This is a genomic window from Nonomuraea sp. NPDC047897, from assembly GCF_043204415.1.
In the GTDB taxonomy this organism is placed as follows: Bacteria; Actinomycetota; Actinomycetes; order Streptosporangiales; family Streptosporangiaceae; genus Nonomuraea.
This window is the reverse complement of the sequence record NZ_JBIDCC010000003.1, coordinates 308,008-333,608: the sequence shown is the minus strand read 5'-3', so window position 1 is coordinate 333,608 and position 25,601 is coordinate 308,008. Positions and strand designations below refer to the sequence as shown.

Annotated in this window: 29 protein-coding genes and 1 pseudogene; 16 read left to right on the top strand and 14 right to left on the bottom strand. The window is 70.5% G+C overall.

Annotated features, from left to right (window positions below; all coding sequences use genetic code 11):
• Positions 1 to 45 precede the first annotated feature (45 nt).
• Both ACGF0J_RS08530 and ACGF0J_RS08525 read right to left on the bottom strand, forming a co-directional pair.
• Positions 46 to 1,272, bottom strand: a complete 1,227-nt coding sequence (locus ACGF0J_RS08530; protein WP_393143375.1) for an MFS transporter — start codon at positions 1,270 to 1,272, stop codon at positions 46 to 48.
• Between the two features lie 20 nt (positions 1,273 to 1,292).
• Complete coding sequence (locus tag ACGF0J_RS08525) at positions 1,293 to 2,672, bottom strand: rhodanese-like domain-containing protein (RefSeq protein ID WP_393143373.1); 1,380 nt, start codon at positions 2,670 to 2,672, stop codon at positions 1,293 to 1,295.
• Positions 2,673 to 2,762: 90 nt separating this feature from the next.
• Here ACGF0J_RS08525 and ACGF0J_RS08520 point away from each other — a divergent pair, with 90 nt between their 5' ends.
• Together ACGF0J_RS08520 and ACGF0J_RS08515 are read left to right on the top strand one after the other, a co-directional pair.
• Complete coding sequence (locus ACGF0J_RS08520; protein ID WP_393143371.1) at positions 2,763 to 3,440, top strand: ArsR/SmtB family transcription factor; 678 nt, start codon at positions 2,763 to 2,765, stop codon at positions 3,438 to 3,440.
• Between the two features lie 53 nt (positions 3,441 to 3,493).
• Complete coding sequence (locus tag ACGF0J_RS08515) at positions 3,494 to 3,751, top strand: sulfurtransferase TusA family protein (RefSeq protein ID WP_393143912.1); 258 nt, start codon at positions 3,494 to 3,496, stop codon at positions 3,749 to 3,751.
• Positions 3,752 to 3,767: 16 nt separating this feature from the next.
• Here ACGF0J_RS08515 and ACGF0J_RS08510 read toward each other — a convergent pair whose 3' ends face one another.
• From ACGF0J_RS08510 to ACGF0J_RS08500, 3 genes are all read right to left on the bottom strand, one after another.
• Positions 3,768 to 5,057 (bottom strand): RNA polymerase sigma factor, encoded by a 1,290-nt coding sequence (locus ACGF0J_RS08510; RefSeq protein ID WP_393143369.1) that lies wholly within the window; start codon positions 5,055 to 5,057, stop codon positions 3,768 to 3,770.
• Positions 5,054 to 5,392: a YciI family protein gene (locus tag ACGF0J_RS08505; RefSeq protein WP_393143367.1), complete on the bottom strand. Its 339-nt coding sequence runs from the start codon at positions 5,390 to 5,392 to the stop codon at positions 5,054 to 5,056. Before ACGF0J_RS08505 ends, ACGF0J_RS08510 begins: the two co-directional genes overlap by 4 nt.
• A gap of 142 nt (positions 5,393 to 5,534) precedes the next feature.
• Positions 5,535 to 6,731: a hypothetical protein gene (locus tag ACGF0J_RS08500; protein ID WP_393143365.1), complete on the bottom strand. Its 1,197-nt coding sequence runs from the start codon at positions 6,729 to 6,731 to the stop codon at positions 5,535 to 5,537.
• Positions 6,732 to 6,995: 264 nt separating this feature from the next.
• Between ACGF0J_RS08500 and ACGF0J_RS08495 the strand changes: the two genes are divergently transcribed.
• The 3 genes from ACGF0J_RS08495 to ACGF0J_RS08485 all read left to right on the top strand — a co-directional run bounded on the left by ACGF0J_RS08495 (position 6,996) and on the right by ACGF0J_RS08485 (position 9,827).
• Positions 6,996 to 7,490, top strand: coding sequence for a DUF6653 family protein (locus tag ACGF0J_RS08495; protein ID WP_393143363.1), 495 nt, complete (start codon positions 6,996 to 6,998; stop codon positions 7,488 to 7,490).
• A 72-nt stretch (positions 7,491 to 7,562) separates the two neighbouring features.
• On the top strand, positions 7,563 to 9,095 hold the full coding sequence (locus ACGF0J_RS08490; protein ID WP_393143361.1) for an MFS transporter: 1,533 nt from the start codon (positions 7,563 to 7,565) through the stop codon (positions 9,093 to 9,095).
• A gap of 117 nt (positions 9,096 to 9,212) precedes the next feature.
• A complete protein-coding gene (locus ACGF0J_RS08485; RefSeq protein ID WP_393143359.1) occupies positions 9,213 to 9,827 on the top strand; it encodes a TetR/AcrR family transcriptional regulator in 615 nt (204 codons plus the stop codon).
• A 52-nt stretch (positions 9,828 to 9,879) separates the two neighbouring features.
• On the opposite strand, the gene ACGF0J_RS08480 is transcribed toward ACGF0J_RS08485, so the two are convergent.
• The 3 genes from ACGF0J_RS08480 to ACGF0J_RS08470 all read right to left on the bottom strand — a co-directional run bounded on the left by ACGF0J_RS08480 (position 9,880) and on the right by ACGF0J_RS08470 (position 11,062).
• The gene (locus ACGF0J_RS08480) at positions 9,880 to 10,077 is read right to left on the bottom strand and encodes a hypothetical protein (RefSeq protein WP_393143910.1); all 198 of its coding nucleotides are present in this window, start codon (positions 10,075 to 10,077) and stop codon (positions 9,880 to 9,882) included.
• Positions 10,078 to 10,087: 10 nt separating this feature from the next.
• Positions 10,088 to 10,321, bottom strand: coding sequence for a Tn3 family transposase (locus ACGF0J_RS08475; RefSeq protein ID WP_393143908.1), 234 nt, complete (start codon positions 10,319 to 10,321; stop codon positions 10,088 to 10,090).
• Positions 10,322 to 10,471: 150 nt separating this feature from the next.
• Positions 10,472 to 11,062 carry a TetR/AcrR family transcriptional regulator gene (locus tag ACGF0J_RS08470; protein ID WP_393143357.1) on the bottom strand — a complete coding sequence of 197 codons (591 nt, stop codon included), beginning with the start codon at positions 11,060 to 11,062 and terminating at the stop codon, positions 10,472 to 10,474.
• A 139-nt stretch (positions 11,063 to 11,201) separates the two neighbouring features.
• Between ACGF0J_RS08470 and ACGF0J_RS08465 the strand changes: the two genes are divergently transcribed.
• From ACGF0J_RS08465 to ACGF0J_RS08455, 3 genes are all read left to right on the top strand, one after another.
• On the top strand, positions 11,202 to 11,756 hold the full coding sequence (locus tag ACGF0J_RS08465) for a dihydrofolate reductase family protein (protein ID WP_393143354.1): 555 nt from the start codon (positions 11,202 to 11,204) through the stop codon (positions 11,754 to 11,756).
• Between the two features lie 263 nt (positions 11,757 to 12,019).
• Entirely contained in the window at positions 12,020 to 13,966 is a 1,947-nt protein-coding gene (locus ACGF0J_RS08460; protein WP_393143352.1) for a fumarylacetoacetate hydrolase family protein, read from the top strand.
• A gap of 40 nt (positions 13,967 to 14,006) precedes the next feature.
• Positions 14,007 to 14,429 (top strand): DUF6463 family protein, encoded by a 423-nt coding sequence (locus tag ACGF0J_RS08455; RefSeq protein ID WP_393143350.1) that lies wholly within the window; start codon positions 14,007 to 14,009, stop codon positions 14,427 to 14,429.
• A 26-nt stretch (positions 14,430 to 14,455) separates the two neighbouring features.
• Here the strand turns inward: ACGF0J_RS08455 and ACGF0J_RS08450 are convergent, their stop codons facing one another.
• Both ACGF0J_RS08450 and ACGF0J_RS08445 read right to left on the bottom strand, forming a co-directional pair.
• A complete protein-coding gene (locus tag ACGF0J_RS08450; protein WP_393143906.1) occupies positions 14,456 to 15,709 on the bottom strand; it encodes an MFS transporter in 1,254 nt (417 codons plus the stop codon).
• A 153-nt stretch (positions 15,710 to 15,862) separates the two neighbouring features.
• Positions 15,863 to 16,852: a TerC/Alx family metal homeostasis membrane protein gene (locus ACGF0J_RS08445; protein ID WP_393143348.1), complete on the bottom strand. Its 990-nt coding sequence runs from the start codon at positions 16,850 to 16,852 to the stop codon at positions 15,863 to 15,865.
• A gap of 191 nt (positions 16,853 to 17,043) precedes the next feature.
• Between ACGF0J_RS08445 and ACGF0J_RS08440 the strand changes: the two genes are divergently transcribed.
• The 3 genes from ACGF0J_RS08440 (at position 17,044) to ACGF0J_RS08430 (ending at position 19,044) form a co-directional block, all read left to right on the top strand.
• A complete protein-coding gene (locus tag ACGF0J_RS08440) occupies positions 17,044 to 17,331 on the top strand; it encodes a cadmium resistance transporter (protein WP_393143346.1) in 288 nt (95 codons plus the stop codon).
• Positions 17,332 to 17,478: 147 nt separating this feature from the next.
• Entirely contained in the window at positions 17,479 to 18,552 is a 1,074-nt protein-coding gene (locus ACGF0J_RS08435) for a hypothetical protein (protein ID WP_393143344.1), read from the top strand.
• A gap of 63 nt (positions 18,553 to 18,615) precedes the next feature.
• On the top strand, positions 18,616 to 19,044 hold the full coding sequence (locus ACGF0J_RS08430) for a Tn3 family transposase (RefSeq protein ID WP_393143342.1): 429 nt from the start codon (positions 18,616 to 18,618) through the stop codon (positions 19,042 to 19,044).
• Between the two features lie 65 nt (positions 19,045 to 19,109).
• Here the strand turns inward: ACGF0J_RS08430 and ACGF0J_RS08425 are convergent.
• Together ACGF0J_RS08425 and ACGF0J_RS08420 are read right to left on the bottom strand one after the other, a co-directional pair.
• Positions 19,110 to 20,255, bottom strand: a pseudogene (locus ACGF0J_RS08425) (RNA polymerase sigma factor).
• Positions 20,252 to 20,659, bottom strand: coding sequence for a YciI family protein (locus ACGF0J_RS08420; RefSeq protein WP_393143340.1), 408 nt, complete (start codon positions 20,657 to 20,659; stop codon positions 20,252 to 20,254). Before ACGF0J_RS08420 ends, ACGF0J_RS08425 begins: the two are co-directional and overlap by 4 nt.
• 176 nt (positions 20,660 to 20,835) lie before the next feature.
• Here ACGF0J_RS08420 and ACGF0J_RS08415 point away from each other — a divergent pair, with 176 nt between their 5' ends.
• Positions 20,836 to 22,020, top strand: coding sequence for an RNA-guided endonuclease InsQ/TnpB family protein (locus ACGF0J_RS08415; protein WP_393143338.1), 1,185 nt, complete (start codon positions 20,836 to 20,838; stop codon positions 22,018 to 22,020).
• A gap of 76 nt (positions 22,021 to 22,096) precedes the next feature.
• Here the strand turns inward: ACGF0J_RS08415 and ACGF0J_RS08410 are convergent, their stop codons facing one another.
• Positions 22,097 to 22,522: a VOC family protein gene (locus ACGF0J_RS08410; protein WP_393143336.1), complete on the bottom strand. Its 426-nt coding sequence runs from the start codon at positions 22,520 to 22,522 to the stop codon at positions 22,097 to 22,099.
• A gap of 281 nt (positions 22,523 to 22,803) precedes the next feature.
• Here ACGF0J_RS08410 and ACGF0J_RS08405 point away from each other — a divergent pair, with 281 nt between their 5' ends.
• Positions 22,804 to 23,985 carry an RNA-guided endonuclease InsQ/TnpB family protein gene (locus tag ACGF0J_RS08405; protein WP_393143334.1) on the top strand — a complete coding sequence of 394 codons (1,182 nt, stop codon included), beginning with the start codon at positions 22,804 to 22,806 and terminating at the stop codon, positions 23,983 to 23,985.
• 60 nt (positions 23,986 to 24,045) lie between these two features.
• On the opposite strand, the gene ACGF0J_RS08400 is transcribed toward ACGF0J_RS08405, so the two are convergent.
• On the bottom strand, positions 24,046 to 24,279 hold the full coding sequence (locus tag ACGF0J_RS08400; protein ID WP_393143332.1) for a hypothetical protein: 234 nt from the start codon (positions 24,277 to 24,279) through the stop codon (positions 24,046 to 24,048).
• 262 nt (positions 24,280 to 24,541) lie between these two features.
• Here ACGF0J_RS08400 and ACGF0J_RS08395 point away from each other — a divergent pair, with 262 nt between their 5' ends.
• The 3 genes from ACGF0J_RS08395 to ACGF0J_RS08385 are packed head-to-tail and all read left to right on the top strand — an operon-like array spanning position 24,542 to position 25,549.
• A complete protein-coding gene (locus ACGF0J_RS08395) occupies positions 24,542 to 24,868 on the top strand; it encodes a PadR family transcriptional regulator (protein WP_393143330.1) in 327 nt (108 codons plus the stop codon).
• Entirely contained in the window at positions 24,865 to 25,221 is a 357-nt protein-coding gene (locus tag ACGF0J_RS08390; RefSeq protein WP_393143328.1) for a DUF1048 domain-containing protein, read from the top strand. The genes ACGF0J_RS08395 and ACGF0J_RS08390 overlap by 4 nt, the downstream gene beginning before the upstream one ends.
• 1 nt (position 25,222) lies before the next feature.
• The gene (locus ACGF0J_RS08385) at positions 25,223 to 25,549 is read left to right on the top strand and encodes a DUF1048 domain-containing protein (RefSeq protein WP_393143326.1); all 327 of its coding nucleotides are present in this window, start codon (positions 25,223 to 25,225) and stop codon (positions 25,547 to 25,549) included.
• Positions 25,550 to 25,601 lie beyond the last annotated feature (52 nt).

Sequence of the window (25,601 nt, the reverse complement as noted above, 5' to 3'; positions counted from 1 at the left end):
CCCCGGCTGACCCGCGCACGGCCGTTTCGGGGCCGCCTACCGGACTCAGTGACTGCGATGCTCGGTGATCCACCGGGCGGCGAGCAGGCCGGAGGCGGCGGTGAGCACGGCGGCGGCGACGACGGTGGCCTCCAGGCCGAAGGCGTCGGCCAGGAGGCCGGCGAGCAGGGCTCCCGCGGCATAGCCGATGTCGCGCCAGAACCGGTAGGTGCCCAGCGCATTGGCCCGCCAGGCGGGGTGGGCGTGGTCGGAGACGGAGGCGATCAGCGCCGGGTAGACCATCGCGGTGCCCAGGCCGAGCGCGACGGCCGACAGGATCCCGGCCAGCAGCGGACGATCCAGCAGCACCAGCGCGAGGACGAACCCCCCCGCCTGGACAAGCATGCCGTACACGATGAGGGGTTTGCGGCCGATGCGGTCGGCGAGATGGCCGGTGGGGATCTGCCCGAGGCCCCACAGGATCGGGTAAAGGCCCTTGATCAGGCCGACGGCGGCCAGGCCGAGGCCGTGGTCGGTGAACAGCAGCGGGAAGACACCCCACGTCAAGCCGTCGTTGAGGTTGTTGACCAGCCCCACCTGGCTGGCGCCGCGTAGCGAGCGCTCGCGCCAGGAGGTGCGGGCGAACGTCGCCGCGAGTCCGGTGTGGTCGCCGTCGGGCAGCGGCTTGGGGTGCTGGGCGAGTTCGAGGGCGACATGGACGGCGGTGTCGCGGACGGTAAGCGACAGGATCAGGCCGGCGGCGACGAAGACGACGCCGATGAGCTCGGGTGCCGGACGCAGCCCGTAGGCGGTGGCCAGGTAGCCGGTGAGCAGGGCGGTGACGCCGACCGCGGTGTAGCCGGCGGCCTCGTTCAGCCCGGTGGCCAGCCCGCGGCGGGCCGGGCCGACCAGGTCGATCTTCATGTTGACGGTCATGGACCAGGTCAGGCCCTGGTTGAGGCCGAGGAGCAGGTTCGCCGCCACGATCCACCACCACGACGGCCCCCACGCCAGCATGAACGGCACCGGCGCGCCGATCAGCCAGCCGGCGACCAGGAGCTGCTTGCGGTGGAAGCGCGCGGTCAGCGCACCAGCGGCGAGGTTGGTCAGCGCCTTGGTCAGGCCGAAGGCGATGATGAAGGAGAACACCGCCAGGTCGCTGGTCAGGCCGAACACGTCGGTCCCGATCAGCGGCACGGTGGTGCGCTCCAGTCCGACCAGGCCACCCACGCAGATGTTGACGATGACCAGCAGGGCGAACTGCGGCCAGTTCTCCCTCAGCCCCAGTCGCACCGGTGGGATCGTGCCGGTGCTCACCAGGACCCGCCCCGCGCCGTCACGTCGAGCCGGATGCCGCGGGCGGCGGCGTACTCGGCCGGACCGCCGTTCAGGACCGTCAGATCGGTGTGTCCGGCGCGTTCCAGCAGACTCGCGGCCGTCATGGCCCGCTCGCCATGCCCGCAGGCCACGACCGCGCCCGCCGGGACGTCCGCGGCATGACCGGGCAGCTCCCCGAGTTCGACATGCTGCGCGCCGGGCACGTGCCCGGCGGCGTACTCGGAGTCCTGGCGCACGTCGAGGTAGGGGCCCTGCGGGACCTGGTCGGCGGCGACGAACGCAGTGGCCGTCTGCGGGTGGCCGGCCTCCAGCCAGGCGGTCATGCCGCCGGCCAGGTGTCCGGCCGGCCGCTCGTAGCCGATCTTGTACGCCTGCCAGACGATCTCGGCCAGGTCCTGGTCCTGGTGGGCGACGAAGGCGATGGGGGCATCATCGGGCAGGAGCCAGCCGAGCCAGGTGGCGAATTGCTCGCGCAGGGGGATGGAGATCGCGCCGGGGATGTGGCCGGCGGCGAATTCGGCCGCCGGGCGTACGTCCACGACATGGCCGCCGTCGGCGAGCAGCGCCTTGACCTGCCAGGCCTCCAGGGCGGGCAGCGGAGGCGCACCGGTCAGGACGGTGGGGCCGCGCCGGTTGCGCTCGGTCAGCCGGGCGAAGTAGGCGGGGTAGGAGCCCAGGCCGGCCACCAGTCGCCGGAGGAAGGCGTCCTCGTCCGGAGCGGCAAGCAGTGGGTTGGTCTGTTTCTGGGCGCCGATGGTGGTGGTGCGCTCGGTGCCGGGTGGGGCGGAGCAGAACGAGCCCGCGCCGTGGGTGGGCCACACCGCGGTCGCGTCCGGCAAGGCCGCCAGCCGGTGCAGCGACCGGTACTGAGCGCGGGTCAGTTCCTCGGTGCGCTCTGCGCCGAGCAGGTCGGTGCGGGCGGCGGAGTCCACGATCAGCGACCCGCCGGTGAACACGCCGAGCGCGCGGCCGTTGTCCAGCAGCAGGTACGACAGGTGCTCGTCGGTGTGGCCGGGCGTGGCCAGGACACGAAGGGTCAGCCCTCCCAGATCGACCTCATCGCCGTCTTCCAGGCCGTGGTGCGGGAACGCGCGGCGTCCGGCGGTGGAGGCCAGCACGGTGGCACCGGTGTCGTGGCCGAGTTGGACTGCGCCGGACAGGAAGTCGGCGTGCAGGTGGGTGTCGGCCGCGTAGACGACGGTCAGGCCGCGCCGGCGGGCGGCGGCGTGCAGGGAACGTAGGTCACGGCCGGCGTCCACGGCGAGCGCGCGGCCGTCGCCCAGGTCGACGAGGTAGGCGCTGTTGCCCAGCCCTTCGTCGACCAGCGTTGTCAGATGGTCGTCGGCGAATCCCACGGCGCTCTCCAAAGATCGGTGCTACGGGGCGGCACGTGCCGGCGCGCCCCCACATGGACTACAATATTCCATGGAACTATGGAGGATGTTATGGCGGGTACTCCCACACAGGCCAAAGCGCAGCTCTACGACGCGTTCGCGGCCAGCGGCAAGGCGTTGGCCAGCGGCAAACGGCTGGAACTGCTCGACCTGCTCGCCCAGGGCGAACGCACCGTCGAGGCCCTGGCCAAAGCCGCCGGGCTGAACCTGACCACCGCCTCGTCCCACCTGCAGACGCTCAAGCAGGCCGGGTTCGTCACCACCCGCCGCGAGGGAGTGCGCATCCACTACCGGCTCGCCGGCGAAGACGTCGCCCGGCTGTTCGCGCTGCTGCGCAAGGTCGCCGAGAACCACCAGGCCGCCGTCCCCCCGGCGCGGGACGCCTACCTCGGCCAGGACGGCGCGGTGGAAGTCACCCGCGAGCAGTTGCGCGCCCGCGTCGAGGCGGGAGACGTCGTGGTGCTCGACGTCCGCCCGGTGGAGGAATACCTGGCCGGCCACATCCCCGGGGCCGTCTCCATCCCCGTCGCCGAACTGGCCGACCGGATCGACGAGCTGCCCGCCGACGCCGAGATCGTCGTGTACTGCCGCGGCGAATACTGCGTGCTCGCCTACGACGCGGTCCGCGCCCTGACGGCGCGCGGCCGCCATGCCGTCCGGCTGGCCGACGGCATGCTCGAATGGCGGCTGGCCGACCTGCCCGTCGCCGCAGCGGCGACCGCGACATGACCGCCCCCCCAGCACCCGGCGGCCCGGCAGGAGGACGCGCCGGCTTGCCGGTCGTGCTGGACGGCGGCGAGCGCCGCTGCGTACACCTGTTGCTCGAGCTGAGCCGTCTGGTGGCCGGCCTGGCGCCCGGCAGCGTGGTGCATCTGATCGCCACCGACCCGGCCGCGCCGCTCGATCTGCCCGCCTGGTGCCACTTGACCGGCCACCCCTACCTTGGCCCGGTGCCCGGCCGCCACCAGCCCACCTACGCCCTGCAGGTCAGCGGCGAGGCCCGTCCCGTGGACCCGGACTCCCCCTGGCGACCCGGCTGAGGGCGCCGCTCCGGCGTCAGCTCCAGGTGAGCCGCCCGGCCAGCAGCGCCTGCTGGGCGGGATTGACGGTCAGCTCCAGCGCCCGCTTGTCACACGCCCGCGCCTGCTCGGCCTCGCCCAGCTCGCGCAGCAGCTCGGCGCGGGTGGCGTGCCAGAGCGCGTAGCCGGCCAGGTCGTGTCCGAGAGCGTCGACCTCGGCCAGCGCCGTCGCGGCGCCGTGTACGTGGCGCACGGCGACAGCCCGGTGCAGCCGGGTGACCGGTGAGGGGGCGACGTGCGCCAGCATGTCGTAGAGCACCAGGATCTGCACCCAGTCGGTCTGCTCGAACGAGGTCGCCTCAGCGTGGCAGGCCGCGATCGCCGCCTGCAACTGGTACGGCCCCGGCCGCCGATGCGCATGGGCCGTGCGGGTCAGCAGGGCGATCGCCTGCTCGATCGCGTGCTGGTCCCAGCGGGAGCGGTCCTGGTCGGGCAGGAGCACCAGCCGGCCCTCCTCGTCGAAGCGGGCGGCGCCGCGCGCCCGGTGCAGCCGGATCAACGCCAGCAGTCCGGCCACCTCCGGCTCTCGCGGCGCCAGACCAGCCAGCAGGGCGGCCAGCCATTCGGCGTCGTCGACCAGATCGCGCGCCTGGGCCCGTTCGGGTGTGCTGGACAGGTAGCCCTCGTTGAACAGCAGGTAGACGACTGCCAGCACCGAGCGCAGCCGCTCCGGCAACTCGTCGGCGGCGGGGACACGGTAGGGGATGCCGGCCTGGGCGATCTTCTTCTTCGCCCGGGTGATGCGCTGGGCCACCGTGCTCTCGGGCACCACGAACGCCGCGGCGATCTGCCCGGTCGACAGGCCGCACACCACCCGGAGCGTCAGCGCGATCCGCGCCGCCGGGGCCAGCGCCGGGTGGCAGCAGGTGAAGATCAGCCGTAGCCGGTCGTCGGCCACCTGCGGCTCAGGCCGGCGCAGCCGTGCCAGCTTGGCCCGGTGGTTCGACTCACGCCGCAGCACGTCCAGGCCCCGCCTGCGCGCCACGGTGTACAGCCACGCCTGCGGCCGCTCCGGGATGCCCTCGACCGGCCAGCGGCGCAGCGCGGTCTCCACCGCGTCCTGCACCAGGTCCTCGGCGGCGGAGAAGTCGCCCAGCAGCGTGATCAGGCTCGCCGCCAGCCGGCCCGCGTGCTCGCGCACCACCCGGGCCAGCACCCGCCCGCTGTCGCCGTCGAGGTCGTCGCCGGCGGCACGGCCGGGCCGCCCGCCGACGGGATCGGCGGCGGGCGGTTGCTGGTCCGCGGGCCGGCCTGCCGGGCTGGTCACGAGACGGGACGGATCTCCACGATCGGGCACGCCGGCCACGAGCGGGCCAGCTTCAGCGCCTCATCCAGATCGGTCACCTCGACCTCGGCGTACCCACTCACCACCTCCTTGCCCTCCACGAACGGGCCGTCGGTGACCACCGGTTCGGCGCCGTCGAGGCGCAACGTGGTGGCGGTGTGCACCGGCGCCAGATGCGTGTGGTGAGTGATCACCTCGGCGTTCTCGGCGAACCACCGGCCCACCGCCTCATAGGCCTGGCGCTGCTCCAGCTCGCCCATCGCCTTCAGCTCTTGCGCGAACTGCTCGGTCTCGATAAACATCAGCACATACTTCACGCTCTGCTTCCTCCCGTCAGCCGATGATGTACCCAGGCAGCCTTCACCAGCACGACGATCGGGGCAGGCCCTGATACGACACTCGCCGGCGTGGACTTTCAACCGCCTCCCCCACCCGTTGTCGAGGAGTCACGGCTCGGGGTCACCGAATCCGGTAGGCCCGGATGACCGTCTGCTCCACCGAGTTGCCCGCCCGGTCCACCGCCCGGGCGCGCAGCGACACGAACCCGTCGCCGGCCGGGTGGCGCAGAACGGCCGCCGCTCCGCGGATCTCGGCCCTGGTCCAGGTGGCGCCGTCGTCGTAGGAGGCGTCCACCGACAGGCGCCTGACGGGACGGGCGGCGCTGCCCGCCAGCGGTTGAACGGTCACCGGCACCGTGAAGCGCCGCCCGGACGGGGCGGAGTTCTCGGCGTCGAGGGCCGGGCTGAAGCGGACGACCGACACGGGCAGCCGCGCGGGCGTGTCACCCGCGACGTGCCCGGACCGGAACGTCCACACGCTGGACACCCGTGTGGACAGCGTCGCGGGTGCACCGCGTTCGCTGTCGACGACGAGACGGTAGGCGGCCTCCCCCGCGGGCACGGTGAAGCTCGTCCGGAGCTCCTGCTGCTCGCCCACGAGGGCGCCGTCACGGTAGAGGGCGGTTCGCTGCGTGGCCCGGGTGGAGGAGCCGAGCGACCCTCTGCCGTCGCCGTACATGAGCAGGTCGGTCGAGATGACGTCGCCGATGCGGCTGACGCCGTCGAAGTCCTTCTCGTGCGCCGGGGGCAGGGCGGGTGAGAAGACGCCGCGGTTCCACAGCTCCGTGTACGCCCGGCCGGGCCGGTAGGCCGTGCGGGGCGATTGGAACCGGTTGAGCCGGCCGTCGGAGCCGTACTCGAACAGGTGGCGCTGCCAGCGGATGCCGTCGTCGGTGTTGACGTACTCGACCTGCTCGAACGGCGTGCCGAACGTGGTGAGCCACAGGAAGGAGAAGCCGATGCCGTCGCGCGGCCAGGCGCCGCCGGCCGCGCGGGCCTCGGCCTCGGGCAGGTGGCGGGCGTAGTGGGTTCGGACGGCGGCCAGGTCGCGCTGCGCCACGCGCCGCTCGAATCCGTTGACCATGCCCCCGGAGCGGAACCAGGCCAGGCGGTAGGCGTACGGGCTGCCGTCCCGGGCGGCGGCCCACACCCCGGCGACCTTGGTGCGCACGCCCGGGTAGGTCCGGGCGGGGCCGAGCTGGGCGGTGAACGTCCCCTCATAGGAGCCGCCGAGCCAGCCCCAGAACCGTGGCGTCCCGCCGGCCGTCCGGTACTGGTAGACGATCTCGGCCTGCTCCTCCACCTGGGTGAGGCCCAAGCCAACGGGTTGCGCGGGTGGAGCCGCCAGCCGTCCACGTAACGGTCAGTCGCGCTCGCCTGGTGAGATTGATAGCAGCGCGCGACCCTTCTTGATGGACACCAGACTCACCTCCACCGGGGTGCGGGAGCGGAAGGCGAAACTGGAACTTCCCCCTTCGCCGAGGCTCTGCTGCGCCACCTTGAAAACATTTGAAGAAACTGGTTTTATGGAGTCATCGGTTGGAGCGCCTCCTGCTCCGCCTTTTTCCCGACGAGGAGCATCATGAAGCTGACCCAGGCCGCCGCCGCGACATTCGGTCTCAACGAGGAGTCGTGGAAGCGCCACGCGAACGCGTGGAGCGTGTGGACCCGCATGGCGGGCGTGCTGCCGATCCTGGCGCCGATCTACTTCCGCGAGGAGCTCGGCTGGTGGTCACTGGCCCCGATCGCCGCCGGGGTGATCTGGATGTGGATCAACCCGCACGCCTTCAAGCCCGTCTATGAGCCGCGCCGCTGGGCGGAGAAAGGCATCTACGGCGAGAAGATGTACGCCGCCGACCACTCCCTGGCCGCCGAGGCACACCGCCCGGCGATCCGCTGGCTGATCGCCCTGGCCGCCGTCGGGCTCGGGATCATGGTGTACGGCCTCGTCACGATCGAGGCCTGGCCGGCGGTGTTCGGCCTGACACTGATCTTCATCTCCCAGCTGTGGCAGATCGACCGCTTCGTCGCCATCTACGAAGAGGGCCTGCGCCGCGCCTCCCCCGACAGCAACTGACCCTGCCCGTGGCCGGCGACCGCGTCCCGGCCACGGGAGCCCTCGAACCCCTTGAAGGTGAGAAGACCCGTCATGCACACCCCCGGAACGGCGCATCCGCGCCGCTGGTGGATCCTGGGAGCGCTCTGCCTGAGCCTGCTCGTCCTGGTGATCGACAACACCATCCTCAACCTCGCCATCCCCTCCCTCATGCGCGAACTCGGCGCGTCCCCGCAGGACATCCAATGGATCATCAGCGCGTACACGCTGGCCTTCGCCGGGCTGCTGCTGACCGCCGGCGGGCTGTCGGACCGCTACGGCCGCAGGCGCATGCTGACCGCCGGCCTGACGGTGTTCGCGGCCGCCTTGCTGCTGGCCACCTACGCCGGGACGCCGGAGATCCTGATCGCCGGGCGGGCGCTGATGGGCGTCGGCGCCGCGCTGGTCATGCCCGCCACCATGTCCATCCTCATCACCGTGTTCGACGAGACCGAGCGGCGCAAGGCCATCGCCGCCTGGAGTACCGTGTCCCTGGCCGGTGTGCTGGCCGGGCCCTCGTTGGGCGGCTTCCTGCTGGATCACTTCTGGTGGGGGTCGGTGTTCCTGATCAACGTGCCCGTCGCCGTCGTCGCGATCGCCGCCGCGATGCTGCTGATGCCGGAGTCCACCGGCGCAGCCGGGCGCAGCGACGTTGTCGGCGCGCTGCTGTGCACCACCGGGATGGCCGCCGTGGTGTACGCCGTCACCGCCGCTCCCGAGCACGGCTGGGACAGCCCCGTCACCGCCGGAGTCCTGGCATTCGGGTTGGTGGTCATGGCCTGCTTCGTGGCCTGGGAGTTGCGCACGGCCACGCCGATGCTCCCGCTGCGAATCTTCCGCGACCGCACCTTCACCGGCGGCACGCTGGCGGTGATGCTGCTCGCGTTCGCCGCGGCCGGCATGATGCTCGCACTCACCCAGTACATCCAGCTCGTCGCCGGCTACGGCGTGCTTCAGGCCGGGATGGCGTTGCTGCCGTTCGCCGCCTCCTCCGCCGCGTTCAACCTGACCGGCGCCACGCTCGGCCGCCGCTTCAGCAACCGGGCCATGGTCACCACCGGCATGCTCGTCACCGCCGCAGGATTCCTCCTGCTAGCCACGCTGACCCCGGCCGACGGCTACCCGTTGCTGGCCGTCGCTCTGACAGTGCTGGGCATGGGCGCTGGGCTGGCCACCCCCGCGGCGGTCACCGCACTGATGAGCGCGATCCCGCCGAAGGACGCCGGCGCCGGGTCGGCAATGAACAGCACCATCTCCCAGGCCGGCAGCGCGCTGGGCATCGCCGTGCTGGGCAGCGCCCTGACCGCCGGCTACCAGTCCCGGCTCCCCGGCGGACTGCCCGCCGCCGTCCAGGAGTCCCTGGCCGGTGCCCTGGCCACCGGCCAGCAGGCGATCATGGGCGTGGCACGGCAGGCGTTCGCCGGTTCCATGTCGTTCGTCATGCTCGCCGGCGCCGTGCTCGCGGCCGCCGCCGCCGTGGTGGCCTTCTCCCTGCTCCGCCCCCGCCGCGCCACACCGGCCGAGCCCGCCACCGAGCCCGCCACCGTGCGCGCTGCCGAGGACCAGCGAACATCAGCGAACAACTAACTCTCGACGCCGCCGACGGCACCATCCCGCAGAAGCAGGGAGGGAGCGGGCTCGCCGTTCGGCCTCCGCTCCCGTGAAACCATATGCACCCGACGTTCAGATGAAAGAAGGCCTACCATGCCGCCCGCGTTCTCCGCCGAGGAAAAGGCCCGAATCACCGGCATCCTGCTGGAGACCGGGCAGCGCCTGTTCACCAGCCAGGGCCTGCGCAAGACCTCGCTCGAAGAACTGATGGCCCCCACCGGAGTGGCCAAGAGCAGCTTCTATGTGTTCTTCGATTCCAAGGAAGCCCTGTATCTGGAGCTGATGCTGCGCCAGACCGGCGAGGTGAAACGCCGGGTCATCGACGACGGACTGCTCAGCACCACGGACACCCGCGAAGGGCTGCGCCGCTTCCTGCGTGCCACGCTCGCTGAGTTGTCGGCCAACCCGCTGTGGCGGCGTCTGATGACCCATCCCGAGGAAATGCAGGCCGTGGCCCGCAAACTGGATCCCACCCGGGTCACCGTCATGACCGACAACCCGGTGACGGCGCTGAGCGAGTTCGTCGCGGTCAGGAAGGCCGAAGGAGAACTGATCGCCGCCGATCCGATCGTGATCATCGGTGTGCTGCAGTGCGTGCTGCTGGTGCCGATGTTCGCCGACCGGCTGGGCGAGCCCGCCGTGCGGGAGAAGGTTCTCGACCTGCTGATCGACATCGTCACCGCGGGCCTCACTCCCGCGAAGGAATGACCATCACATGATCACCGCATTGATCACCATGGCCATCGAGCGCGACGGGTGATCAAGCGGCCAACTCGACGTCGGCGAAGCCCACCTCCTTCAGCAGGGGATCGAACGGATCCGGCCGATGACGTAGCTCGTCGGTGGCGTACGCGCCGAAGCGGCTGATGTGGGCTCGCAGGTAGGGGGCGATCTGGCCGAGCTGGTCGGCGGTGATCTGCCGGCCCTCGGCAATCGGCCGCCGCGCGACGTCGGAAATGTCCAGGGCGTTATGGAAGACGACCAGGTTGGCCAGCAGGGTGTTGATTGATCAGCTTCTCTGGCTCTTCTGGGTCGTTGTCGGCCGGCACCCCGCCGAAGCCGAGCCACTTGGAGAACCCGTTGTAGAACTCGACCTTGTTGGTCGCTGCGGTGACCCGCGCCCGCAACGCCGGATCGGCCAGATACCGCAGCAGGGCGACGGTACGTACGCTGCGCCCCACCTCACGGAAGGCCTTGTAGATGCGGTTCTTGTGGGAGTTGGAGCGCAGCCGCCGGAGCGGCGCGGAGTCGAGCGGCTTGCCGTGGCTTTCCGTTCGAATGTGTCTCGCCGAAGGGTTTTCGCAGGTAACGGCGTATGCGGCCGGGTGGCTGCCCCGGACGCGGGTGATCAGTCAGGGAGTTGCGAAGCGCGCGGCGATCGTTCGGGCTGCTTCGTCGACCGCTCGCGACTGCTCTTCCTCGGTGATCGACCACGTACCGTGCGTGAGGCGCGGCCAGAAGATCGCGGACGCGATCATGCCGAGGAACTGTGCGGATGCCAGATCCGGATCATCGATGTCGGCGCTTCCTGCGGCGTGTGCCTCCCGGAGATAGCGCCCCAGCGCCTGCAGCACGGGCAGCGTGCCGAAGTCGAAGGTGCGCTCGCGCAGTTCGGGGAAGTGGTGCGATTCGGCGATCACGGTTCGCATCAGGGCGACCATGCGAGGACGAGTCAACAGTTCCGAATACGCGCGACCCAGCACCACCAAGCCCGCGTAGAGGTCGCCGGTCGGGATCTCGACCGGTTCCGGAGCCGGCGATCCGCCTGCCGCGAGCACCGTTGCCTCGAAGAGCTCGGCCTTGGTCGGAAACTGCTTGAAGAGCGTCGCCTTGGACACCCCTGCGCGCTCGGCGACACGTGCCAGTGGCGTGCGGTCGTACCCGTACTCCAGGAAGAGCTGCGCGGCGGCGCCGAGGATCGCCTCGCGATTGGTCGCGGCCACCGCACGGTGGTACGAGGAGCGTCCACGTGTCATCCGTTCAGTATCTCATCGAGGCGAGTTCCTTGACTCACCATCACGAACACGATTAGGTTAATAGAGGCGAGTCAATCGACTCACCTCTTGGAGCTAGGAACGGCTTATGGCTACCGTGATCGTTCACGCGACCATCACTCTTGACGGGTTCATGGCAAAGGAGGACGGCGGGGTCGACTGGATGTTCGGCCGACCCTCCGCTCCCGAGGATGACGCAGTCGTCGAGACGGTGATGAGCCGGATCGGCGCGGTGGTCGGCGCGGTGGTCGGCGGCGCGAACAAGACCCAGACCATCGAGGACGGCGAGATGCCGTATGGCGGCATGCTGAAGGTCCCGGTCTACCTGATGACCCACAGCGCCCATGAGCCGATCGAGCGCGACGGCACCACGTACAACTTCGTCGTCGACGACATCAACGAGGCCGTCAGGCTGGCCACGCAAGCGGCCGGGGACGGCTGGGTCAGCCTGCTCGGAGGAACCATCTCACGACAGTGCCTGCGGCTCGGTCTCGTCGACGAGCTCCACCTGGACGTTGCGCCGGTCCTGCTCGGCGACGGCATCTCGCTGTTCGCAGACCTCGGGCGGCACATCGAGCTTGAGCGCCTCGATACATCAGCCTTCGCGAGTGAGGCTCATCTTCGCTACCGAGTCCTCCCTTAATCAGGGTCGCGGGTCCTCCGAGCACTGAAGCCCAGCCGAGTCGCGCCCGTCTTGTTCCCCACCAGTTCCCCGCCGCCGTCCAGCAGCGTCCACGCCGCGATCATCAGCTTCGGCAGCGGAGGGCCCCTCGGGAGGGGGCCCGGCGAAGCGGTGCCGCCGAGTGCGGGATCGACGGACGTGCGCGTTTCTCCTAGGCCAGAAGGCATATCAACGGTTGATGGATATAGCCTATGCTGGCCAACATAGAAATGAGGAGGTTGCGCATGCGCTGGGTGACCTATGCGACAGACAGCGGGGACCGCGCCGGAGTGATCGACGGCGAGGACCGCATCCACCCCGCCGCACCGGGCGCCAGCCTGATCGAGCTCGTCGGCCGGGGCGCGGAAGGGCTGCGGGCGGCGGGAGAGGCGGCCCTGGCGTCGGCGGCGCGGACCGTTCCGCTGGCCGAGGCCAGGCTGCGCGCGCCGATCCCCCGCCCGCCCTCGATCCGCGACTGCCTGTGCTTCCTGGACCACATGCGCAACTGCCAGCAGGTGACCGGTCAGCCGCGCACGCTCAAGGACGCCTGGTACGAGATCCCGGCCTTCTACTTCGCCTGCCCCTCGACGATCGTCGGCCCGCACGACGAGGTGACGATCTCGCCCGGCAGCACCTGGTTCGACTTCGAGCTGGAGATCGCCGCGGTCATCGGCCGGGGCGGCCGGGATCTGACGCCGGAGCAGGCGGAGGAGCACATCGCCGGCTACACCGTCTACAACGACTGGTCGGCCCGGGACCTGCAGCTGCGCGAGACGCCGCTCGCGATCGGCCAGGGCAAGGGCAAGGACGGCGCCACCACGCTCGGCCCGTTCCTGGTCACCCCGGACGAGCTCGACCCCTACCGCCACGACGGTCGGCTCGCCCTGCGGGCCGAGGCCAAGGTCAACGGAACGACCATCGGCTCGGGCCGCACCGACGCCATGGACTGGACCTTCGGCGAGGTCATCTCCTACGCCTCGCGCGGCGTGGATCTGATGCCCGGCGACGTGTTCGGCTCGGGCACGGTGCCCGGCTGCTGCCTGATCGAGCACCTGTCGCCGGCCGATCCCGCCGCCTTCCCCGGCTGGTTGCGTGACGGCGACGTCGTCGAGCTGACGGTCGAGGGGCTGGGCCGTACCCGGCAGACCGTCCGCGCGTCCGCCGCGCCGTATCCGCTGGCACCCCGGCACAACCGTGACAGGCGGCCGCCACGCCCGCGCGTCAACCGCGCCCCGTCGAGGCTGCCCTACACGCGCGCGCTGCACGAGGTCGGCGCCGGCGTGTGGGCCTGGCTGCTGCCCGACGGCGGGTACGGCCGGAGCAACGCGGGACTGATCAGCGGCGAGGGCGCGTCCCTCCTGGTCGACACCCTGTTCGACCTGCCGCTGACGGCCGAGATGCTCGACGCCGTGCGCGGCATCACCGATCGGCACCCGCTGACCCACGCCGTCATCACCCACTCGGACGGCGACCACACCCATGGCAACCAACTGCTGGACGAGCGCGTCCAGCTCATCGCCGCCGAGGCCACCTGCACCGACATGCGGCACGAGATGCCGCCGGAGATGCTGACCGCCACCCAGGTGCTGGACCTCGGCCCGGCGACCCCCTACTTCCGCGAACGCTTCGGCGGCTTCGACTTCAGCGGCATCCGCCTGCGGTTGCCCGACCGCACCTACCGCGGGGAGCTGACCCTCGACATCGGCGGCCGCGAGGTGCGGGTGACGAACCTCGGCCCCGCGCACACCGGTGCCGACTCGGTCGTGCACGTGCCGGACGCGGGCGTGCTCTTCGCGGGCGACCTGCTGTTCGTCGGCTGCACGCCGATCGTGTGGAGCGGCCCGATCGGCAACTGGATCGCCGCCTGCGACCGGATGATCGCCACCGGCGCCGGCACGATCGTCCCCGGCCACGGCCCGGTCACCGACCCGGACGGGATCCGGGCGGTGCGCGGCTACCTCACCCACGTGGTCGAGCAGGCTGACGCCGCCCACGCCGCCGGCCTGCCCTTCGCCGAGGCGGTCAAGCGGGTCGAGCTCGGCGAGTACGCCACCTGGCTGGACGCCGAACGGGTCGTGGCCAACATCCACCGCCGCTACCGCGAGCTCGACCCCGTCAACACACCTGAGCTGAACCAACTCACCCTGCTGACCCTGATGGCCGAATGGGACGCAGGAAGGGACCACACGTGAGGCACCAGGACACCCACCCCCCACAGCCAAGGAGACGAACGTGAACCCGACCGGCGCCAGGCGCGCGACGCTGACCACGTGGGGCGGCTGGAGCTGCGTCGCGATCGGCCTCGGACACAGCGCCATCACCGCCACGATGACCTGGCAGTACTGGGCGGGCTGGCTCGCCGGGACGCTCCACGGAGGGCTGGGATCACCGGGGATGCTGGAGTCCAAGCTGGCCTTCTGGGCCATGCCCGGCAGCTTCACGATCCCGCTGATCCTGCTCGGCCTGCTGTCCGTGGGACGTGCCCGCGAGGGCCGCCCGCTCCCCTCCTACGTCGGGTGGGGTCTGCTGGCGTGGGCCGGCTTCGGCGCCTACGTGATCTTCCCGGCGTTCGGCTTCTTCCTGGCACTCGTCCCGGCGACGCTCTTCCTGCTCGACGGGCGCCGGGCCCGCCGGCCCGCCGCCTCAGCTCCCTGAGGACGCCCCGCGCCTGGTGCGGCCGGTCACCGACCCTGGGCGAGCCGGACCGGGTCACCGGTTTCCGTCCGGCTCGTCCGGTTCGCGGCGCGTGCGGTGAAGGTGCCGCCCGCGCAGATGACGCGAATTCGAACAGCACGTACCGCGCCGAGTCGAGCATCGACCCGCCGCCCAGGTCGACCAGAACCCCCGCCACCGCCGTGCCGAAGGCGATCGACAGGCTCGTCACGGTGGCGATCCCCGCCGCCGCCCGCCGTCCCCCCTCCGGATCGCGCGTGCTGGACATCGCGGCCACCGACAGGTGCGGGTAGGCCAGCCCGATGCCCGCACCCGCCACCACCAGCACCGGCACCCAACCGGCGACCAGCCAGCCCGGCGCGTCCTCCCGCTGCAGCAGTCCTTGGACGACGAGGCCGAGGGCGAGCAGCGCCGGGCCGAGCGTGCGCAGCCGGCGTACCGCACGTTCTCCCGACACCGACGAGGTGCCGATCTGGGTGACCGACCAGCCGAGTGAGGTGGCCGCGGCGAGGAACCCCGCCGCGAGCGGCGGCAGGCCGCCCAGCCGCTGGCCGAACAGCGGCAGGAACGACTCGACGGCGACACCGAAGGACAGCAGCCCGAGCGTCAGGTACCCACTTCAAGGACGAGCCGCTCCGGTAGGTCGTGCGCGGGAAGATCCGCAGCGGGCTCCGCCGCTCGTGGGCGGCGCAAGCGGCCAGCAGCAGCAACGCGACCGCGATGCCGGCGACCTTCGGCAGCGTGCCCGGCAGCACACCCGCCACGCTCACCGCCCCGGCGGCGGCCGTGACGAGCAGCAGGGACCTGGCCGGGACCGGCGGTCGGGTGCCGCCGCCGCGCTCACCCTGGTCACCGCGGTCACCGCCGTCATCGCGCGGAAGCATGCGCGGCACGATCGCCCCGCACACCGCCGAGATCACCGCCATCACCGCGAACGCCAGCCGCCACGAGCCCACCTGCGCGAACAGGCCGCCGACCGCCGGACCGGCGAAGTTGCCGACGCCGTACATCGCCGACATCAGCGCGGCGCCGCGCGTCCAGAACCGGGGCGGCAGCGCCGACCGGACGACGGCGAACCCCAGCCCCGACAGCAGTCCGGCGCCGAGCCCCTGGACGCCGCGGGCGGCCAGCAGCACCGCCATCGCCGGACTCACCGCGCAGAGCAGCGAGCCGGCCGTGAAGGTGGCGAAGCCGAGCAGGTAGGCGCCGACGTTCCCCCACCGGGCCAGGAGCCGGCCCGTGAGCGCCGTGGCGACCACCATGGCGACGAGGTAGACCGTCATGTTTCAGGCGTAGAAGCTGGCGCCGCCCAGGTCGGCAACCGCGGACGGCAGCAGGCTGGCTGCCAGGTAGATGTTGATCGCGCGGGCCCTGCCGGCCCGTACGCCCCCCGCTGACGGCGCGGGGGGCCGCGCTCATCGCGGCAGCCGGCGTTCGGCGCGCAGGCTGGTGAGTGTGACGGTGACCAGCACCGCGATGATCACGCCGAGCGAGGCGAGCGTGGGGATCTCCGGCACCCAGGCCCACAGCCCGTGCGCCCAGTGCAGGATCAGCTTGACGCCGATGAACGCCAGGATGACGGCCAGGCCGTGGTTGAGGTGCCGCATCCTGGCCAGCGCCCCCTTCAGCACGAAGTAGAGCGCGCGCAGCCCCAGCAGCGCGAAGGCGTTGGTGGCGAAGACGAGGAACGGGTCCTCGGTCACCCCGTACACGGCGGGCACCGAGTCGACGGCGAAGACGATGTCGGTGGCGAACACCGCCACGGTGGCCAGCGCCAGCGGCGTGACGGCCAACCGGCCGCCCTCCCGCACCACCAGCCGGAAACCCCGGTAGTCGGGGGTCACCGGGACGAAGCGGCGCAGCAGCCGGACGCTGCGCATGGAGTCGATGTCGACCTCCTGCTCGCCGCCCTTCACCGCCTCCCTCAGCACCTTGCCCGCCGTCACGATGAGGACGGCCCCGAACAGCAGGAAAGCCCACGTCCCGCTCTGCAGCGCCGCCGCCCCGAGCGCGATGAACACCACCCGGAGCACGAGCGCCCCGATGATCCCGTACAGCAGCACCCGCTGCGCCAGCTCGGCCGGCACCGCGAACGCCGCCAGCAGCAGCATGAACACGAAGAGGTTGTCCACCGACAGCGATTTCTCCACCACGTAACCGGTGAAGAACTCCACCGCCGCCGTGCCGCCGAACGCCCCCCACAGGTACGCGCCGAATCCCACCGGCAGCACCAGGTAGAACACCGACCACGCCACCGCCTCGCGCATGTGCACCTCGTGCGGGCGCCGGGTCAGCACGATGTCGATCGCCAGCAGCAGGAGCAGGGCGGCGACGGTGACCGACCACAGGCCGGCCGATGCGATGCTGTCCGGACCGGACGCAGCCAGAACTGTCCCCAGGGACATGAAACCTCCTCGAACGCGTTCAGCCGTTCGAGGTCTCCTTCACCCGGGGGTAACGGGCGGCCGTCCGGGGACGCTCGGTACGTCCGTACTGACCGGAGCGGCACTTGGGAAGTACTCCCCTCGCCACGCCCAGAGTAGGGCAAGCCACGCGGACACTCCACCTCCGTGCCGGCCAGGACGACGAAGCCGCCGTGCCGGCCGTCGCCTCCGGGGCGGCCGCCGTCGCCGGGGTGACGATCGCCAACGGCGCCGACAACGTCTCCGTCTACACCCCGGTGTTCCGCGCCCTGGGGGTGGCGCCCACGATGCTCACCATCGGCGTGTTCGCCGCGGGGGTCGCCCTGTGGTGCCTGGCCGGCTCCTGGCTCGGCTCCCATCCGAAGATCATTCAGGTCGTCGAACGCTCCGGCCGATGGCTCGTCCCCGTCGTCCTCGTCGTCATCGGCAGCCTGATCGTCATCGAGTCCGGACTCTTCTGATCAGCTTCGCGACGCCGCGCTCATGGGGGCGGCGGTGGGCGGGTGGCGACGCTGTCGGCTTTCCGGCCCAGTCACGCAGGCGGGGCACCGGCGGGGCGTCCGGAGCCGACCGGCCGACCACTGTAGGTGGTGACTAGGTGACAGGGGGTGCGTGTGTTATGTACAGTGCGTACGGTGACAATTACGGACAGGCCAACCACCATCCATTTTGTCGGCAGTTATCCGGCCAACTCCGCGCGTGAGGCGCTGCGCGACATGTTGACCGACGAGACGAAGAGCAACCTCTACGCCCTGACCGACGGCGAGACCGACCGGAAGGACTGGGTCGTCGACCAGATCGAGTCCTATCGCCGGAACCCGGCCTTCGTCCTGGTCGAGGACGGGGACTGGTCGGACTACACCCGCTGCCCCGCCTTCGCGGTCGCGCCGGGGCGCGAGCTTTTGCCGGAGGACATCGGACTCCGGTATCACGAGTGGGCCGACGCGTCCTGGGAGACGTTCGACGCCGCCCGCCGTGCCGCGGGCCGGCCGGACCTGAGGTACCAGGTCGGCATTCCGACCGGCTTCGACATGGCGCTGTTCACGCTCGGCCCCGAACGCGGCATGCGTGAGGACGCGATCGAAGCCTTCGTCCGCGCGACCGTCGAGCAGATCGAAGCCATCCACGGGGCGCCGTACGGCGGGGACGTCGTCTACCAGCTGGAGACGCCTGCCGGCCTGAGCCTCGCGCTGGCCGTGGACGATCCGGCCTACCGTCGCGGCCTGGCGATGCGGCTCGTCGACCTGGTGGCACGCGCGCCGGAGGGATCACGTTTCGGCATCCACCTGTGCGTCGGCGACCTCGGCAACGAGGCGCGCACCCAGCCGGCGACGCGGCGGGCCTCGGTCGAGTTCGCGAACGCGGTGGCGGAGAACTGGCCGGCCGGCCGCCACCTCGACTTCGTGCACGAACCGATCGCGGCGGGGAGGTCCGTCCCCCGCCGCGACGAGGCCATGTACGCGGACCTCGGCGACCTGCGGTTGCCGTCAGGCACGCGCTACATCGCCGGCATGGTCCACGAAGCGCAACGCATGGAGGACCAGCAGGCCGTTCTCGCGCTGGTGCGCAGGCACCTGCCGGAGGGTCAGTCGCTCGGCGTCGCCGCGGCCTGCGGCCTTGGCCGCCGGTCACGAGAGGCGGCACGGGACGTCGTCCGGCGGATGACGCGGCTGACTCGGTAGCGGGCGGGGCGAGCCGGGAGGCGTGTGCGGTGACGTCGGTCGAGCGGACCGCCTACCGGGTGTTTGCTGAGCTTCGATGAGTGCCAGCCCCTGCTGGCCGCCTTCTGCGAGCAGGCGGGCTTGCCGGCCAGCGCGACCAAGCTGGCGGCGGAGATCGAGGCGCGAATGCCCGAGCGCACACTGATCGAGATCGTTTCGCGCACCGCGTACTGGCTGGGCTGGCATCGCCGCTTCGGGCCGGTTTCCGGCCACGACAGCAAGCTGACCAAGCCGCAGGAACGCCATGTGCTGACCACGTTCGCGTGCGGGTCGAACATGTGCGGGTCGAACATGGGTCCGGACGAGGCCGCCCGGCACATCGAGGGTATCACCGCGCACGAGATCTCCCTGGCTGAGGAACCGGCACCCGCCCGGTCGATCCAGGCCACCCCGGAGAAGCCGGTCTCATCAGCAATCTTGTCGATATCCCCCTGCAAGATGGGCGCAGACTAGCCCAGAACCACACAAATGCCGAACCGATTTATGGGTGCCGCGGGTCTCTCCAGCCAGTCGCCGTCTCACCTGCGCAGTTGCGTGTTGAGCCGGGCGGCCCGCCGCGTGAGGTGGTCGCGTTCGGCGAGGCTGGGCGCCGATCGGGCGGCCTCGGCGTACAGCCGTACTGCGGTCACCGGGTCACCGCCACGCTCGTGCAGGTACGCCGCGACGGCGGCGAAGCGAGGCAGCGCGGGATCGAGCCCGTCCAAGGCGGCCAGGCCCGCCCGCGGGCCGTCGGCCTCGCCGACCGCGACGGCCCGGTTGAGGCGGGCCGTCGGGCTGCTGGTGAGACGCACCAGCTCGTCGTACCACTTGACGATCTGGACCCAGTCAGTCTCCTCGGTCGTCTGGGCGTCGGCGTACAGCGCGGCGATGGCCCGCCTGGGCCTGGAACTCGCCCAGGCGGTCGCGGGCCAGGGTCGCCTGGAGCACGTCGACGCCCTTGGTGATCAGGCGGGTGTTCCATAGGCTGCGGTCCGGCTGGGCGAGAGGAACGAGGCTGCCGTCGGGGCCGGTCCGCGCCCGGCGCCGCGCGTGGTGGAGCAACATGAGCGCGAGCAGGCCCGCGACCTCCTCGTGGTGGGTCTTGGCCGCCAGCTGGCGAGTGAGCCGGATCGCCTCGCCGGCCAGGTCGACGTCGCCGGAGTAGCCCTCGTTGAAGACCAGGTAGAGCACGCGGAGCACGGTGGCGAGATCACCCGATTGGTTGAGCCGAACGTCGGAGACCGCGCGTTTGGCCCTGCTGATCCGCTGGGCCATGGTCGCCTCCGGGACGGGGTAGGCCTGCGCGATCTGACGCGTGGTCAGGCCACCGACTGCCCGCAGCGTGAGCGCGACGGCCGAAGCCGGGGTCAGGGAGGGGTGCGTGCACAGGAAGTACAGCTGGAGCGTGTCGTCCACCGCCTCGCCCGGGACGGGCTCCGGCTCACCCTCGGCCGTACCTCGCGGTGCCGGCGGGAGGTGTCGGCGCGGGCGGCGTCGAGGAACTTCCGCCAGGCCACGGTGATCAGCCAGGCCTGGGGGTCTCGCGGCGGGCCGTCCGCCCAAGCCCGCACCGCCTCGACCAAGGCCTCCTGCACGGCGTCCTCGGCCGCCTCGAAGTCAGCTCCGCGACGGACGAGAACACCGATCACCGCGGGCACCAGCTCCCGCAGCAGCGACTCCTTCACTCGGTCACCGTGGGCCGCTCGCCGTAGAACGGGCGCACCTCGAGCCACTCGTGGATCGGCTTCCCGCCCGCGCCCGGAGCCGCGGACAGCTCGCCGGCCAGCTCGATCGCGCGCTCGTAGGTCTCGACGTCGATCACCATCCAGCCGGCGATCAGGTCCTTGGTCTCGGCGAACCGTCCGTCGGTGAGCGGCGGCCGCCCCTCGCCGTCGTAGCGGACGAACATGCCCTCCGGCGAGAGCGCCTGGCTGTCGACGAACTCGCCGGTGCCTTCGAGGCGAGCGGCGAAGTCACGCATGTACTGGAGGTGGGCTGAGATCTCCTCCGGCGTCCACTTGTCCATCGGCACGTCGTTGATCGCCGACGGCGCGCCGCGGTAGTGCTTGAGCAGCAGGTACTTGGCCATCAGAGCCTCCCGAGGGGACCGGCGGCTTCAGCCGTCGGGGGAATCGGGAGCGGGAGGGCCGTCAAGGCCCGGGCGTGCCGTGACCTGCCGGGTCTGCGCATCACGGGTCTCCTTCCGGTTTTGGTCGGTGGCTGCCGGTACCGTGGTCGCGTCGTTACTGAGCGTGGGAGGTGGGTGTGCGCAGGTCGTTCAAGTTCCTGCTGCGTCCCACCAGCAGGCAGGCCGCCGCGCTGGCCGCTTGCCTGGAGGATCACCGGCAGTTGTACAACGCCGCGTTGGAGCACCGGCGGACCGCCTACGCCAAGGCGGGTGTCGCGGTTCGGTACGGCGATCAGTCGGCGGAGTTGAAGCACATCCGCGCCGACGATCGGGAGGGTCAGGGCCGGTGGTCGTTCTCTTCGCAGCAGGCCACGCTGCGCCGGCTGGACAAGGCGTTCCGGGCGTTCTTCGACCGGGTCGAAGCCGGGCGCGCGCCGGGGTTCCCGCGTTTCAAGGGGCGGGGCTGGTTCGACACGGTGCAGTGGCCGAAGGACGGCGACGGCTGCCGGTGGGATTCCCAACCCGAGCATCCGGCCGCCACGTTCGTGCGCCTGCAGGGCGTCGGCCACGTCCGGGTGCACCAGCACCGGGCCGTGAAGGGCCGGGTGAAGACAATCAGCGTCAAGCGCGAGGGCTCGCGCTGGTACGTGGTGCTGTCGTGCGATGACGTGCCCGCGCAGCCGCTGCCCGCCACGGGTGTGGTCGCGGGGATCGACATGGGCGTCGCCTCGCTGGTCACCACCAGCGGCGGCGAGCATCTGGCCAACCCGCGTCACCTCGCCGCGACCGCCGATCGTCTCGCGACGGCGCAGCGCGACCTCGCCCGCAAGAAGCGGGGCTCCAAGCGTCGTCGCAAGGCCGTGGCCCGGGTGGCGGCGCTGCACGCCAAGGTGCGGCGGCAGCGCCTCGACCACGCGCACAAGGCCGCGCTCGCCCTGGTCGGCGGCTACGACGTGATCGTGCACGAGGACCTGCGGATCACCCACATGACCCGTTCGGCGTCCGGCACGATCGACGCGCCCGGCCGTAACGTCGCCGCCAAGTCCGGGCTCAACCGGAGCATCCTGGACGCGGGTTGGGGGGTGTTCCTGACGATCCTCGCGCACAAGGCTGAAAGCGCCGGTCGAGAGCTGATCGCAGTCGATCCCCGCAACACCTCCCGCACCTGCGCCCGCTGCGGGCACGTGGCGAAGGACAACCGTCTCACCCAGGCCGCGTTCGCCTGCACGGCGTGCGGGCACACCGCGCACGCCGACGTGAACGCGGCGACCAACATCCTCAGGGCAGGGCTTGCCCTTCGCCAGGCTGCCCAAGCGGCTTAGCGAGAAGCCGCTCCCTTCAGGGAGCGGAGGAGTCACGGTGATTCTCCTTACGGGGTGGGGTCGATCTTGCGCCGGCTCAGCCGAGTTCCTCGGCCAGTGCGACGACGATCCCCTCGGGGCCGCGGAGGTAACAGAGCCGGTAGCTGTCTTCGTACTGCACCACCTCACCGACGAGTTCGGCGCCGTGGGCGCGCACGCGGTCGATGACGTCGTCGATGTCGTCGACCGCGAACATGATCCGGCGAATGCCCAGCGTGTTCGCCGGAGCATCCTCCGGCACGCCGCTGATCGCCTCCGGCAGGTGGTACTTCATCAGCTCGACCCGGCCGCGCCCGCCCGGGCATCGCAGCATCGCCACGTCGACCCGTTGGTCGTCGAACCCGACGATCCGCGCCGCCCAAGCACCCTCGATCAGCATCTTTCCCTCCAGCTCCATGCCGAGCTCGATGAAGAACGCGACCACCGCGTCGAGGTCGTCGACGACTATGCCGATGTTGTCCATGCGCTTGATCGTCATGCTGGATCTCCTTCGTCTGTACGGCCACGGCGACCGCCTCTGCCGCCTGGGACGGAGCCGCTTGACCGTTCTCGACATCCTCTCCGCCATCAGAGTCTCCCGAGGGGACCGGCGGCTTTAGCCGCCGGGGGAATCGGGAGCGGGAGGGCCACCAGGGCCCGAGCGTGCCCTGACCCGCCAGGTCTGCGCATCACAGGTCTCCTTCCGGGTTTTGTCGGTGCCTGCCGGTACCGTGGTCGCGTCGTTACCGAGCGTGGGAGGTGGGTGTGCGCAGGTCGTTCAAGTTCCTGCTGCGCCCCACCAGCAGGCAGGCCGCCGCGCTCGCCGCTTGCCTGGAGGATCACCGGCAGCTGTACAACGCGGCGTTGGAGCACCGGCGCACCGCCTACGCCAAGGCGGGTGTCACGATCCGCTACGGAGATCAGTCGGCTGAGTTGAAGCACATCCGCGCCGACGATCTGGATGGGCAGGGCCGCTGGTCGGCGGGCTCGCAGCAGCAGACTCTTCGCCGTCTGGACAAGGCGTTCGCCGCGTTCTTCCGCCGGATCAAGAAGGGGGCGAAGCCCGGCTACCCGCGGTTCAAGGGCCGGGGCTGGTTCGACACGGTCGAGTGGCCCGCGGCCAGGAACGGCGCGACCTGGGACTCCCAGCCGCATGATCCGGTGACACGGGTCTACCTTCTCGGCATCGGGCATGTGCGGGTGCACCGGCACCGGGCCGTGAAGGGCCGGGTGAAGACGATCGGCGTCAAGCGTGAAGGCCGCCGCTGGTACGTGGTGCTGTCGTGCGACGAGGTGCCCGCGCAGCTCCTGCCCGCCACGGGCGTGGTCGTCGGGATCGACCTGGGTGTCGCCTCGCTGGTCACGACCAGCGACGGCCACCACATCGACAACCGGCGGCACCTGGCCGCCTGCGCCGGCCGTCTCGCATCGGCCCAGCGCGATCTCGCCCGGACCAAGCGCGGGTCCAAGCGCCGCCGTAAGGCCGTGGCCCGGGTGGCGGCGCTGCACGCCAAGGTCCGCCGCCAGCGGGTGGACCGCGCGCACAAGGCCGCCTTGGCGCTGGTCGGCGGCTGCGACGTGATCGTGCACGAGGACCTGCGGATCGCGAACATGACCCGTTCGGCGTCCGGCACGATCGAGGCGCCCGGCCGTAACGTCGCCGCCAAGTCCGGGCTCAACCGAAGCATCCTGGACGCGGGTTGGGGGGTGTTCCTGACGATCCTCGCGCACAAGGCTGAAAGCGCCGGTCGAGAGCTGATCGCAGTCGATCCCCGCAACACCTCCCGCACCTGCTCGCGATGCGGGCACTGCGCCAAGGACAACCGCCTCACCCAAGCCGCGTTCGCCTGCACGGCGTGCGGGCACACCGCGCACGCCGACGTGAACGCGGCGATCAACATCCTGAGGGCAGGGCTTGCCCTTCGCCAGGCCACGCAAGCGGCTTAGCGAGAAGCCGCTCCCTTCAGGGAGCGGAGGAGTCACCTTCTTCGAGAATCTCGCCTCGTCTTATGCGGTCCTGCGGGCGAAGTCGGGGGCGTGCTCGGGACGCGGACCGTAGGCGATCAGTTTGGAGGGGAGCTTCTTGAAGGCGGGCAGGTGCCGTGCCAGGAAGACCAGCGGTCTGGGAGGGCGGGTGCCTTTGCCGGCGACCATCCCGTCGCCCCACTCCGCGGTGATCGGGATTTCCGCCTGGGAGGCGACCAGGATGGCCGACGGTGGCCACCGCTTCCTCCTTGCCACGGATAACAGGACCGCTTCACGTCACGGACGGAAGATGCCACCGCAGGTCGCGCTCTCTGATAGCACAGATATCAGAGCATTATCCGTGGCAGCACACGACCTCGACCAGCGTGAACGTCTGCCGCTCAACCTTTCAAGATCATCTCAATGTGGGTTTGGGCTCATGTAGGCCGACCCCAGGTGGCCGCACTCCACTACTCCGTGGTACTGTATAGTGGTACTCGGTACTACCGAGTACCACTGGCGCCGAAGAGGACCCGCGATGGACGACCTGACAGAGATGCTGAAGGGCACGCTCGAAGGCTGCGTGCTGGAGATCATCGGCAGCGAGGAGACCTACGGGTACGCCATCACCCGTCGGCTGAACGAACTCGGCTTCGCCGACGTCGTCGAGGGGACCGTCTACACCATCCTGTTGCGACTGGAGAAGAACGGGCTGGTCCAGGCGACGAAACGACCGTCCGGACTGGGTCCGCCGCGGAAGTTCTACACGCTCAACGACGCGGGGCGAAAAGAACTCGCAACGTTCTGGGCCAAATGGGAGTACATCACCTCACGGATCGACAAGCTCAAGGAGGGCGGGAGATGAACTTCTGGGAGACCGTGACCGGCAGCGATCTCACCAGGGAATGGAAGGCCTTCGAAGCCCGGGCCGAGGCGTTGCCGGCCGAGTACCGGGCGGCATGGGAAGAGATCAAGGGCCATCTTTCTCTCTACTCGGACTTCACCGGTCGAAACCTGACGCCGATTCTCGACAACGCTCTTGGGCTGCTCGAAGAGACGGCGGCCGACGGGCAGAGCATCCACGACGTGCTGGGTGACGACATCGCGGGCTTCTGTACGGCGCTGGCCGGCGGAGCAGGGGCCCGGAACCATCGTGACCGGTGGCGCGAACAGTTGAACAGGAACGTCGCACGGAAACTGGGCCGGCTGGGAGACTGACATGGGCATCCGGGACATCATCGAAGGCAAGCAGCAGTGGCGGGCGCACATGGCGCGGGTCAAGGCGCTCCCGCCCGACTACCAGGTCGTCTACAAGGAGATCCAGAGATACCTCTTCAAGGTCGGACCGATCGACCTGCTCGACGGGCGCCTGCTTCCAGGGATCCTCGACTTCTTCGAGGAAGGAGTCGCGGCCGACAGGAAAGTCCTGGAACTCATCGGCGACGACGTCGCCGCCTTCTGCGACGACCTGATCAAGGACTCTCGCACGTACGCGGACATCTACCAGGAGTCCATTGGCCGCAGAACCGGCACGGCCGAGAACTAGCGCGGCGAATTCGAGCGTCGAGTAGTCGAGCGACGGGTTCTGGTCGGCGGTC